The sequence below is a fragment of the Treponema sp. UBA753 genome (assembly GCF_002297325.1).
Classification (GTDB): Bacteria; Spirochaetota; Spirochaetia; order Treponematales; family Treponemataceae; genus Treponema_D.
In genome coordinates this window covers 1-11,520 of the sequence record NZ_DBKJ01000015.1, presented here as the reverse complement: position 1 = coordinate 11,520, position 11,520 = coordinate 1, and the positions used below count along the sequence as shown (strand labels likewise).

The 11,520-nt window shown below is 41.9% G+C and carries 12 protein-coding genes; 8 read left to right on the top strand and 4 right to left on the bottom strand.

Translation table 11 applies throughout. The features are described 5' to 3' along the window. Positions 1–1,806 (top strand): type I restriction enzyme endonuclease domain-containing protein (locus B4C08_RS00910; RefSeq protein WP_296662173.1); only part of this gene is annotated, 1,806 nt, incomplete at its 5' end. Between the two features lie 167 nt (positions 1,807–1,973). Here B4C08_RS00910 and B4C08_RS00905 read toward each other — a convergent pair. Then, on the bottom strand, positions 1,974–2,408 hold the full coding sequence (locus tag B4C08_RS00905) for a MarR family winged helix-turn-helix transcriptional regulator (protein WP_296662172.1): 435 nt from the start codon (positions 2,406–2,408) through the stop codon (positions 1,974–1,976). A gap of 133 nt (positions 2,409–2,541) precedes the next feature. Between B4C08_RS00905 and B4C08_RS00900 the strand changes: the two genes are divergently transcribed. Genes B4C08_RS00900 through B4C08_RS00885 form a run of 4 tightly spaced genes read left to right on the top strand, consistent with a single transcriptional unit; the run spans position 2,542 to position 8,298 of the window. Next, the gene (locus B4C08_RS00900) at positions 2,542–3,861 is read left to right on the top strand and encodes a TolC family protein (protein WP_296662171.1); all 1,320 of its coding nucleotides are present in this window, start codon (positions 2,542–2,544) and stop codon (positions 3,859–3,861) included. 32 nt (positions 3,862–3,893) lie between these two features. After that, positions 3,894–4,820, top strand: coding sequence for an efflux RND transporter periplasmic adaptor subunit (locus B4C08_RS00895; RefSeq protein WP_296662170.1), 927 nt, complete (start codon positions 3,894–3,896; stop codon positions 4,818–4,820). 3 nt (positions 4,821–4,823) lie between these two features. Beyond that, positions 4,824–7,988, top strand: a complete 3,165-nt coding sequence (locus B4C08_RS00890) for an efflux RND transporter permease subunit (RefSeq protein ID WP_296662169.1) — start codon at positions 4,824–4,826, stop codon at positions 7,986–7,988. A 19-nt stretch (positions 7,989–8,007) separates the two neighbouring features. Further along, a complete protein-coding gene (locus B4C08_RS00885) occupies positions 8,008–8,298 on the top strand; it encodes a PG0541 family transporter-associated protein (protein WP_296662168.1) in 291 nt (96 codons plus the stop codon). 223 nt (positions 8,299–8,521) lie between these two features. On the opposite strand, the gene B4C08_RS00880 is transcribed toward B4C08_RS00885, so the two are convergent. After that, positions 8,522–9,052: an aldo/keto reductase gene (locus B4C08_RS00880; protein WP_296662167.1), complete on the bottom strand. Its 531-nt coding sequence runs from the start codon at positions 9,050–9,052 to the stop codon at positions 8,522–8,524. Beyond that, positions 9,006–9,233 (bottom strand): aldo/keto reductase, encoded by a 228-nt coding sequence (locus B4C08_RS00875; protein ID WP_296662166.1) that lies wholly within the window; start codon positions 9,231–9,233, stop codon positions 9,006–9,008. Before B4C08_RS00875 ends, B4C08_RS00880 begins: the two co-directional genes overlap by 47 nt. Positions 9,234–9,332: 99 nt before the next feature. On the opposite strand from B4C08_RS00875, the gene B4C08_RS00870 reads away from it, so the two are divergent. After that, entirely contained in the window at positions 9,333–9,773 is a 441-nt protein-coding gene (locus B4C08_RS00870) for a MerR family transcriptional regulator (protein ID WP_296662165.1), read from the top strand. Beyond that, complete coding sequence (locus B4C08_RS00865; RefSeq protein WP_296662164.1) at positions 9,770–10,348, top strand: DapH/DapD/GlmU-related protein; 579 nt, start codon at positions 9,770–9,772, stop codon at positions 10,346–10,348. Before B4C08_RS00870 ends, B4C08_RS00865 begins: the two co-directional genes overlap by 4 nt. A 390-nt stretch (positions 10,349–10,738) precedes the next feature. Here the strand turns inward: B4C08_RS00865 and B4C08_RS00860 are convergent, their stop codons facing one another. Continuing rightward, a complete protein-coding gene (locus B4C08_RS00860) occupies positions 10,739–10,888 on the bottom strand; it encodes a hypothetical protein (RefSeq protein ID WP_296662163.1) in 150 nt (49 codons plus the stop codon). A gap of 394 nt (positions 10,889–11,282) precedes the next feature. Here B4C08_RS00860 and B4C08_RS00855 point away from each other — a divergent pair. Further along, positions 11,283–11,520, top strand: a 238-nt coding sequence (locus tag B4C08_RS00855; RefSeq protein ID WP_296662162.1) for a hypothetical protein, incomplete at its 3' end; no start/stop codon positions are given.

Sequence of the window (11,520 nt, the reverse complement as noted above, 5' to 3'; positions counted from 1 at the left end):
AAAGTTTTTGGCGAAATTGTAGACACTTACACGATGAAAGAATCTGTTGCCGACGGAATAACCGTGAATCTTGTTTATGAAGGACGGGCTGCAAAAGTTTTCCTTGACCATAAAAAAATTCTTGAAATTGAAAATTATTATGCGCAGTGTGCAGAAGACGGGGCAAATGAAAATCAGATTGAGCAGAGCAAAAAGGCTGTTACGAATCTTGAGGCGATTTTGCGCGACCCTGATGTTATCAAAGCCGTTGCTGAGGATTTTATAAATCATTATGAAACCCGCGTCCGTGAAGGTGCCACTGTCCTTGGAAAGGCAATGTTTGTCTGTTCTTCCCGCGAAGTTGCTTTTGATTTATGGAAGGAACTTGTTCGCCTGCGTCCGCAGTGGAATGAAAAAAGACTTTGCTCAGATGATGCGCTCGTTTCTGAAAAAGAAAAAAAGGAACTAAAACCAATCGAAAAAGTTAAAATGGTGATGACCGAGAACAAGGCGAAAGACACAAAAGGACTTTTTGAGCTTCTTGGAAATCATGAATACCGCAAAGAGCTTGACCGCCAGTTCAAAAATGAAAAATCTAATTTTAAGATTGCAATTGTCTGCGATATGTGGCTTACAGGCTTTGATGTTCCTTGTCTTGATACAATCTATATTTTTAAACCGATTCAAAAACATACATTGATTCAGACAATCAGCCGCGTAAACAGAACTTACAAAGGAAAAGAGAAAGGACTCGTTGTCGATTACATCGGAATCAAAAAGGCAATGAATGAAGCCTTGAAAAAATATACTGACGGCGAACAGGAAGAATTTGAAGACTCTGAAAAAGCTGTTGTAATTGTGAAAGACCAATTGAGCGTTGTCAATGCAATGTTCAACAAGTTTAACGCGTCGTTGTATTATAATGGAACTCCGTTTCAGCAGCTTGAAACCTTGAACAAGGCTGTTGAGTATGTTCAGCTTACTGAAGATTTGGAAAAGCGTTTTATGGAAGCTGCTCGCAAAATGAAAAAGGCGTTTAACCTTTGCTCTACAAGCGAGTCATTTTCCGTCGATGAAAAAAATCAGATTAATTTTTATATTGCAGTCCGCGCGGTTCTTTTTAAACTTACAAAAGGCGATGCTCCTGATATTGCCACGATGAATAGCCACGTTTCAAAACTGATTCAGGAAGCGATAAAATCTGACGGTGTGGAGGAACTTTTTCAGGTCGGAAGAAATGCAAACTTTGATTTGTTCAGTTCTGAATATCTTGAAAAAATTAACAGGCTTCCGCTTCCAAATACAAAAATCAAAATACTTGAGCAGCTTTTAAAGCAGGCAATCGGTGAATATAAGAAAACGAACAAAATAAAGGCGACGGAATTTTCTGAACGCTTGAACAGTCTGATTATCGCTTACAACAATCGTTTCAATGACGAAGATTTTGCAAGCAAGGTCCTTGATGATGTTGCAGAACAATTGAATCAGCTTTTTGCCGATATGATGGAAGATAAAAAATCCTTTGAGGTTATGGGAATTGATTTTGAGGAAAAAGCGTTTTACGATATTCTTGTAAGCTGCGCCAAACGCTTTAATTTTGAGAATCAGTATCCAAAAGAAAAAATGATTGAGCTTGCAAAAAAGGTCAAGCTTCTTGTTGCCCAGAATGTAAAATATACGGACTGGAATCACCGTCTGGATGTAAAGGCTGAAATGAAGGCAGATTTACGGATTCTGCTTGATGAAAACGGCTATCCTCCGGTCCCTCGCGAAGAAGTCTTTAAGGAAGTTTTTGACCAGGCAGAAAATTTCAAGAAGTATGAGTAATTATTAAGCATAGGCAATGACGCTTTGTCTAGAAAATCATAAAAAATAAAGTAACTAAGTTGCCCGAATAAAGTAACTATATTTCCAAATATAGTTACTTTATTTTAAAACATAGTCACTATATTTCCCCAACATACTGGGTATATTTTTCTGCCTCTTACCAACTCCTAGCACAATTTTTCGTATATTTTTAAAAGAAACTCTCTAAGCGTGCTTTTTCCGTCTTCTGAAAGCCATTCGGTGAACTTGTCTTCAAGCAGATTTTTGTCCGCCTCGTTTTTTGAGCAGAGTTCCATTCCTTTTTCTGTTATGGCGACATTTTTTGACATTCGGCCGTTTTTCAATGTCATTTCCGTTTTTACAAGGTGTTTTTCTTCCAGGCGCTTGATTATTCCGTTTGTCGTCGGGTGCGAGACTTCAAGAAATGTTTCAATTTCTTTCTGTGTCGTCTGCTGGTTTTTCGCCTCGTGGACAAAAATCAGGACTCTTAGCTGCGCAAACGTTATTCCGAGCGAGTTTAAATTTGCATTCACCTGTTTTTCAAGTTTCTCATCAATTTTCTTAAAAAGAAATCCAATGTCGTTTTTGTGGCTGTCGTTCATCAGTCATATTTTATAACGCAAGAACAATTTTTTAAAGTAAATTTAGCAATTAACTGTAACTTGCTACAGTTAATATCGTTTTGTATGTAGTATGCTACAGTAAAACACTGCATGAACTTATTGGAGGTCGATTTTGGCTCTTTATAGAAAAATTGTTTTTTTAGGGATTTTTTCCTTGTTTTCATTCGCTATTTTTGCAGAGGAAAAACTTGTTCTTACGGCGGACAAAGCTGTTGAGAAGGCTTTGGAATCTCATGTTGACATAAAACGTTCCGAAATTTCGCGCGGGCAGGCAAAGCGTGAGTATAAGAATTCGTGGAACAAGGTTCTGCCGTCTGTTTCTGCCGGAGCCGCCGCTTCCGAAAAAAAATCCTGGAAGGACTCTGATTCAGACATTGTGAATGGAACTCTTTCTTTTTCTGCTTCTCTTTCGCTTGATGCCGGAATTGCTTCTTCAATAAAGGCTCTGCGTTCTTCTTATGAGGCAGGGGAGATTTCCTATGATGAAACTGTCCGCAAGACCGAAAGCTCTGTCCGCACTGAATTTTACCGGATTCTTTATCTGAAAGAGCAGCTTGAAAATGCGCGGAAAACTCTTGAAAGCTACGAAAAGCAGTTTGAGCAGGCAAAGGAAAAATATTCGCGCGGAACTGTAACCCAGCTTGATTTGTTGAGCGCGGAAGTGAACGTGGAAACCGCAAAGCCTGATGTTGACAGCGCGCGCACAAATTTTTCAAACGCGCTTAAAGAATTTCTTGATGCAATTGGAATTGACCAAGATTCTAAAGTCGAGCTTGAAGGAACTCTTGATGATGCGGAGCGTGTTCTGAAAATCGACCGCTCTGTTCTTGAAAAGTGCGTGGAAAATTCTTCGGAAGTAAAGATTCTTGAAAAAAATCTTGAGACGGCGCGCTACACAAAAAACGCGACATATTCTTCTCTTAGGCTTCCAAGCCTGAATTTGAGCGCGGATGTTTCGCCAGAAATTTATTCCTATGACAAGAATTCAAAAAGCGTAACAGAAAACCCAAGCTGGAGCGTTTCGGCTGGAATCTCACTTCCTGTTGACAGCTGGATTCCCGGCTCTTCTGCTTCTGTAAAAATAGCCGCGCTTGACGACAACATAAAAGATTATGAAGTTCAGCTTGAAAATCTAAAAAAGACTGTAAAAACTTCCGCCGCCGAAAAATTCGAGGCGATTGAGCTTTCGCAAAAAAACATAGCCGCCCGGAAAATGAACGTGGAGCTTGCCCAAAAATCCTACGAGATGACAGAGGACGCATACAGGCGGGGAACAAAAGACCTGCTTTCCTTGCAGGACGCGCTGGACAAGCTAAGCTCGGCAAAACTTCAGCTCCGCTCTGAACAGTACGCGCTTTTGTCAAACGTTCTGTCGCTTCAGGAAATGCTTTCGCTTCCGTCTGAAACTTTTTTTGAATCAGAAAAAAATTAAAACAAAAATTAAATATATTTGAGGTGAAAAAAATGAAAATCACAAAACAACGACTTTGCTATACAGCCGGCGCGATGGTTCTTCTTGGAATTGTCGCTTGTCTTCCAAAACGAAAAATGGAGCTTCCGCCTGCGGAAAAAACTGTCTATCCTGTTCAGCTTGAAACAGTTCAAAAATCAGACCTACAGGAATATCTTTTGCTAAGCGGAAACGTAAAGGCCGACAACACGATTTCTGTCTTTCCGGACATGGCAGGAAAACTTGTGAATGTTCCTGTTACCCTTGGCTCTTACGTAAAAAAAGGGCAGGTGATTGCTGAGGTTGACCCTTCTGTTCCAGGCTCGGTTTATGCAAAAAGCCCGGTTTATGCTCCGATTGAAGGCTATATCACGTCTCTTCCGCTGACTCCGGGAACAACTGTTTCTACCTCGACAGAAATTGCGCGGATTGGAAACATAAAAAACTTGCAGATTGAGTCAAAAGTTCCGGAAGGAAAAATCGGAGTCCTGAAAAATAATCTTACTGCTGAAATTTCTCTTGAGGCGTACAAGAACGAGACTTTTCCGGCGCATATCTTTAGAATCAGCCCGATTGTTGACGAAACTTCGCGCACAAAGGAAGTCTATTTTCTTTTTGACACAAACGATTCAAGAATCAATGCCGGAATGTACGTGCGCATAAAGCTGAACACAATTCTTCACAAAAACATAATTTCTATTCCGTCGGACTGCATTGTTACAGAAAGCGGAAAAAAATACGTCTATGTTGCCTCTTATCAAAATGAAAAGCTGGCCGTTGAAAAACGTGAGGTTGAAGAGGGCGTTACTGTTGACGCGCGCACTGAAATCACAGCAGGACTTAATGAAAACGAGCGGATTGTTGTGAGCGGAATGCAGGTCCTTTCAGACGGAGCTGAAGTCCGCGATGTGAACAAAAAAACTTTGCAGCAGGGGGAATAGGTTATGAGCGTTTCAAAAAAAGTTCTTGAGCATCCTGTCCTGACAATCTGTGTTTTCGCGCTTGTCGCGATAGTCGCGTTCTTTACGCTTGGAAACATTCAGATTGACTTGATGCCTGATATGGATATGCCGGTCGCAATGGTTATGACAAGCTATGACAACGCTGGCCCTGAATCAGTTGAAAAATCCGTTACAGAAGTTCTTGAAAGCGGACTTATAAGCGTAAGCAACCTGAAAGAGATGACTTCTGAATCTTCGGAAGGCTCTTCGCTCATAAAGCTTGAATTCAATTACGGAACAAACATCGACACCGCGATAAACGACATCCGCGACAAGCTTGATATGGTAAAAGGAAGCCTGCCGGATGACGCGGACTCTCCGCAGATTTTCAAGTTTGACTCAAGCGCAATGCCGATTATGACGCTTGCTCTTAACGGAAACCGTTCCGCAGACGAATTAAGAAAACTTGCCGACGATGAGGTTTCTGACCGTCTGGAGCAGACAGCCGGAATTGCCCAGGCCACGGTGCGCGGCGGACGGGAGTCAATTGTAAGAATCGAGCTTAGCCAGAACAGGCTGGACGCTTATGGATTAACTCTTTCTTCTGTTGTAAGCACGCTTGCAAGCCAGAATATTGAAGTTGGCGGAGGCTCAGTCTACGAAGGCACAAGAAAATATATGGTGCGCACGACAGGCGAATTCAGTTCAATTGACGAGATAAACGGCACTGTTGTTGGAAGCGCAAACGGCTACGACGTAAAGCTTTCGGACATTGGCGAGGCTTTTTTAGGCTACAAAGACCAGACTAGCGAAGTTTTTATAAACGGAAAACCGGGCGTTTACATAAGCCTTCAAAAGCAGAGCGGAAGCAATTCCGTGAACGTTGCGAATGCGGTTTATAAAAAAATCGAGGAAATTCAGTCTATTCTGCCGGAAGGCGTTTCCCTTGACATAATTTCCGATGACTCAACTTCTGTGCGCGACACTTTGAATTCTCTTGTAAAGTCAATTCTTGAAGGATTTGTTCTTGCGGTTCTTGTTCTTTTTTTATTCCTGCGGAGCGTAAAAAGCACGGTAATCATGGCGATTTCAATTCCTTTCAGCGTGTTGATTACAATTCTTGTGATGGTCTTTAGCGGAATCACCTTGAACATGATTACAATGACCGGGCTTATTCTTGGAATCGGAATGGTCGTTGACGCTTCTGTCGTTGTCCTTGAAAATATTTACTCATACAGAATGAGGGGAACGAGCGCGAAAGTTTCTGCGGAAATCGGAACTCAGGAAGTAATGTCCTCTGTAATTTCCGGAAACCTTACAACAATCTGCGTTTTTATTCCGTTCTTTGTGTACAAGTCAAAGCTCGATATGCTCGGCGAGCTTTTTACAACGCTTATGGTTGTAATTATAATCGCGCTGCTTTCATCTCTTGTTGTCGCAATGTTCCTTGTCCCGGTTCTTGCCGGAAAATTTCTTCCAGTTGACAACAGGGCTGAAGTTCCTATAAAGAACAAATTCCTTAAAAAATGCGACTCTGCCGTGGAAAACGCAATCAACTGGATTCGGGACAGATACCGCGCCGCTTTAAGGGTTGCGCTTCATCACCGCTTTGCAACTGTCCTTGTCTCATTCACAGTTCTTGCCTCGTCGTTTTTGCTTTTCAGCCATCTGCGCGTAAGCTTTATGTCGAATTTCAATGATTCAGAAGTTGGGCTGAACGTGGAGCTTCCGCTTGGAACAAAACTTTCCGAGACAAAAAGCGTCCTTGAGCAGTTTTACCAGATTGCAAAGGACGAAATTAAAGGCTACGAGAACATTATTGTAAGCGTGGGCTCTTCCAGCGGAATGGCTTTAAGCTCCGACACTTCATACAAAGGCTCTATAAGCATAACCCTTCCTGACGCCTCAAAGCAGATTGACAATGCCGACAGCGTAAAGCAAAAGCTCCGCCGCCATTTTGAGGATTTCCCTACAGCCACGTTCACTTTTGACGACGGAAAAATGCAGCAGATGACAGGAAGCGACATTGACATTGCTCTTTCTGGAAGCAGTCTTGCAAAACTTATTGAGACAGGAAATCAGATAAAAGACCTTATAAAAGAAAAAATTCCTGAAGCTACAGAGCCAAGCCTTGACATTGAGGAAGGACTTCCGCAGGTTGAAATTCAGATTGACCGTGCGCGCGCCTCGTCATTCGGAATCAGCGTAAGCTCAATTGCAAACGAGATAAACTACAGCATAAACGGAAAAACCGCCACAACCTACCGCGCAGACGGAGATGATTACAGCGTGGTTGTTCTGCTTAACGACCAGGACAGAGGCGACATTCCAGACCTTGAAAAAATCTATGTGAACGGAACAAACGGACGCTACGCTGTTTCAAATTTTGCGCAGGTTGTGCGCGGAACAGGTCCTGTCTCAATTAACCGTGAAGACAAGACAAGGACAGTCCACCTTACCGCAGGAATTACAGCCGGTTCTAGCGCAGGCGAAGTTGAAAACCAGATAAAGCAGGCAATAAACGAAAATATGGTAATCCCGGAAGAAGTCAATGTTTCTTTTGAAGGCTCCTGGAAAGACACGATGAGCACAATGAAAATTCTTCTGATTGTAGTTTTCCTTGCCGTAATCCTTGTGTTCGGCGTAATGGCAGGAACTTATGAGTCGTTCAAAGACCCGTTCATAAATATGTTCACGCTTCCGTTCCTTATTGTAGGCGTTGTTTTGATTCACCTTGTTACAAACCAGGCGTTCAGCATGGTTTCAATGCTCGGCGTAGTTATGCTTGTAGGAATTGTTGTCAATAACGGAATTATTCTTGTTGACCAGACGAATCTTCTTGTGCGCCGCGGAATAAAAGTCCTTGAAGCGTGTGAAAGCGCCGGAGCCTCGCGCCTTCGCCCTGTTCTTATGACAACGCTCACGACAATTCTTGGAATGATACCGATGGCGTTCTTTGGAGACGCGAATTCCTCAATGACGCAGCCAATCGGACTGTGCATAGTCGGCGGACTTACATCAAGCACGGTTGTAACGCTTTTTATAATTCCAGTTTTGTATTCGCTTTTTAACAAAAAAGAAGACAGCCAGAAAAAAAATGAAGTTGCGCCGGAGCTTTTGGCAATGCTGAAAGAAAACGCAAAGAAAACTCAATCTGCTAATTGCTAATTATAGAAAGGAAAGAAAAATGATAAGAATAGAAATAATCGCAAACCAGTCAGTCCACGAGGAAATCATAAAAAATCTGGAAGCCGTAATCCCGAACTTCTGCTATTCGCTGATTCCGCTAGTTTACGGCCGCGGAAAAAACTCCTATAAACTTGGAAGCACAACCTGGCCGGAAACAAACTTTATTCTAATCGCATACTGCCCCGAAACCGCCGAAACCGACATTCAGACAGTAATCGAATACGAAAAGAAAAAATTCCCTGATGAAGGAATAAAGATATTTGTGCTGCACGATAAAAAGCCGGAATAGACAGACGGGGGGGGGTAGCTGCGCTGGGGGGGCGATTTGAAAACTTATTACGAGAATGAAGAGGGAAGGGCATTCTCGTAAAAGTGCGCGCAAATAACAAGTTTACCAAGTCAAAGAAAATTCGACCAGTTCAGGAGTTTCAGGTTTTCCGATTACTGGCTCTTTTTTATCTAGTGAGCTAAGTTGTGTCATTTCATCAGAATTCAGCGTAAAATCAAACAACTCAAAATTTTCTTTGATTATGCTCTAGTTGAGTGCTTCTTGGAATAACGGAAATGCCTTTTTGTGTCAGAAAGCGAAGCAATATTTGTGCTGGAGTTTTTCCGTATTTTTCAGCGAGCGTAAGCACAAAAGGCTCTTTAAACATTTCGTTGCGGTTTCCCTGACCAAGTGGCGCATAAGCCATGTGTGAAACCTGTTTTTTGTCCATCCAACTGCGTTCCGTGCTGCGCTGGCAGTAAAGGTTTGTTTCAATTTGATTGACAGCCGGAACGACATTGTTGTAGGCAATCAAATCAAGAAGCTGGTCTGGCTCAAAGTTGGAAACGCCGATTGCCCGAATTTTTCCTTCATTATATAGCTTTTCCAAAACACGCCATGCCGCATAGTAATTGGCAAAAGGACAGTGCAAAAGCAACAAATCGATATAGTCAGTTTGCAAATTAGCAAGCGACTGCATAACCGTCTGTTCTGCATTTTCATAGGACTTAAAATTCACCTTTGTAACAAGAAACTTCCTTGCGGTCAATTCCATTCATCTTTATACCCATTCCTGCTTCTTTTTCGTTTCCGTAGGCTTCTGCTGTGTCAATCATGCGATAGCCTGTCTTTATTGCGTTTTTAACCGCATTGGTGCAACTTTCTCCATTCAGCATAAATGTGCCAAAACCCACAAGCGGCATTTTAAGATTATTGTTTAGCGTTAGATATTCCATGTAATCCTCCATAAATCAAAATTGAATCATTCAATGATTCGTGTTAATATTATTCTAATAAGTTCGTGTAACACGAAGTCAAGAGGATTTTAAAAAATTATGCACTATACGATTAAGCAAATGGCAAAAATGTTCGATGTTACAGAGCATACATTGCGTTTCTATACAGACAAAGGCTTGCTGCCCTGCGAGTGCGATAATGGCAACCGCCGGGTGTTCAATGAGGAATCCGTCAACTGGATGCAAGGTATTAAATGCTTAAAAGGCTGCGGTGCATCAATTGAGGACATTCAGGAATATTGCCGCTTGTGCCTGTTGGAAGAATCAAAAGAAAATATCCGGGCGTGTTATGAAATAATTTTAAAACAGCGGGATGAAGCTTATAAAAAGCTGGACAAGGCAAAATCTACCGTAAAATATATGGATGACAAGGTTTCTCATTATGAAGATATTCTTGCCGGGCTGAAACCAGATGACACGAACCCCAAAAACTGGACGGCAGAAAATCGCCCATCACATAAAAAGAAGGAATTATTATGACAATTTATGATAGAGCAAAAGCTGGTGAACCTATTAATATGCGTACTGATGACGAGTATAAACGCATTTGCGGTCCAGAAATGGTGCGTAGTAGAACATTGTGCCATCGTATAAATATGCTTGAGCCATATGATGAAAAGGTACGAAAGTTATTTGATGAATTATTTGAAGGTCGGCTTCCTGAATCATCAAATATTTTGACACCTGTGTATATTGACAGGGGTGCAACAATCAATATTGGAGAAAATGTTTTTATAAATTGGGGATTTAATACGGTATCAACAGGAAGTATTACGATAGAAGATGGTGCAATGATAGCACCAAATGTGTCTATGCTTACAGCTAATCATGACTTGAATGATTTACAGATAATTATATGTAAGCCGATTGTGATTAAGAAAAACGCCTGGATTGGTGAGGGTGCAAAAATTTTGCAGGGAGTTACAGTTGGCGAAGGTGCAGTTGTTGCTGCAGGAAGTATTGTTACAAAAGATGTTGCACCAAGGACTATTGTTGGTGGCAATCCGGCCAGATTTATAAAAAATATTGAAAATAAAATGGAAAAGAAGTTATGAAGCAGTGAGATCTCGAACTTCAGACTAATGGACGAGTAAAGCACGACGACCTTCAGCGCATTGATTGGCTATCAGGTGAGGAAAACAGCAGCATAGCTTTTTATTTGGGCGTTCCCCGACATCCTGCCGCACAAGAAACTTCGCTTCTTGCAATTTTTTTCTGCCCCTAATCCGCCATCCGTGGCGGATTCAACTTCCGCAGAATAATTGCCTTTGGCGGCAAATGTCGGGTCGGGCTTTTCGCACTTCGCCGTCTAACCGCGGCTCATTCCTGAACTTCGTTCCGGAACTGCTTTGCAGGTGCTGCAATCCCTAACGTGCGTTCGCTACGCTCACTACCGAGTTTTTGCAAAGCAAAAACTCGCGGCGAACCGCAGGTTTGCAAAATCCCTAATGCAAATTCACTTTATCTAAAAATTCTTTTGGTATAACGGCTTTGACAGAAGAAAGTCTGTAGTCCTGAATGTTTCTTGTGATAATGATTTTTGTCCCGGCGTTTTTTGCGCAGAAAGCCTGAACTGCGTCTTCAAAATCTGACATTGGAGAATCAAACGCCTGATTTTTCTGTTTTCCGTGCGGTCAAGATTTTTTCAGCGTCAATTTCACTTGGAATCAATCCTGCGATGGCATTAAGCGAATCAAGTTTTTTCTGAATCCGACGGAAGGACTTTTAGTCCGTATCGGGAGGCACTGTCCTTGAATTTTGCCGGATTTTCAAAAAAATCAGAATATGAAACGACAATCATTTTTTCCTCCAATTCTGTTTTGAATATAGCATAGAAAAACGGAATTTTCTATAAAAAAAACATTAAGACTTTCTCCATAATCAAAACTTATACTGGCTAAAAGAAACTTGTATTTTAAATATTTTTCTGCCTGGTTTATATTCTAGGCATAAAGAGATTCGGCGGAAATCTTTCAAGAGAGGTTACGAATGATGAAAAAACTGATTTTGGCTTTTATTGCGGCGGCCGCGCTGTGTTTTTCGGCTTCTGCAAAGCCGCTTGTTGTTTATTTTTCTGTTCCTGAAAGCACTAAGACTTCGGGGCTTACGCGGAACGAGGAGAACAGTCTTGTCGTGGTGGACGGAAAGGCGTTGGGGAATGTTCAGTATGTGGCTGGCCTTATTGCAGATGAGACCGGCGCGGACATTTTCCGCCTTGAAGCGAAAG

Coding starts and splice junctions, on each gene's coding strand:
- B4C08_RS00905 (WP_296662172.1), bottom strand. CDS start 2,408: ATGAACGACAGCCACAAAAACGACATTGGATTTCTTTTTAAGAAAATT.
- B4C08_RS00895 (WP_296662170.1), top strand. CDS start 3,894: ATGAAAATCACAAAACAACGACTTTGCTATACAGCCGGCGCGATGGTT.
- B4C08_RS00890 (WP_296662169.1), top strand. CDS start 4,824: ATGAGCGTTTCAAAAAAAGTTCTTGAGCATCCTGTCCTGACAATCTGT.
- B4C08_RS00885 (WP_296662168.1), top strand. CDS start 8,008: ATGATAAGAATAGAAATAATCGCAAACCAGTCAGTCCACGAGGAAATC.
- B4C08_RS00880 (WP_296662167.1), bottom strand. CDS start 9,052: ATGGAATTGACCGCAAGGAAGTTTCTTGTTACAAAGGTGAATTTTAAG.
- B4C08_RS00875 (WP_296662166.1), bottom strand. CDS start 9,233: ATGGAATATCTAACGCTAAACAATAATCTTAAAATGCCGCTTGTGGGT.
- B4C08_RS00870 (WP_296662165.1), top strand. CDS start 9,333: ATGCACTATACGATTAAGCAAATGGCAAAAATGTTCGATGTTACAGAG.
- B4C08_RS00865 (WP_296662164.1), top strand. CDS start 9,770: ATGACAATTTATGATAGAGCAAAAGCTGGTGAACCTATTAATATGCGT.
- B4C08_RS00860 (WP_296662163.1), bottom strand. CDS start 10,888: ATGTCAGATTTTGAAGACGCAGTTCAGGCTTTCTGCGCAAAAAACGCC.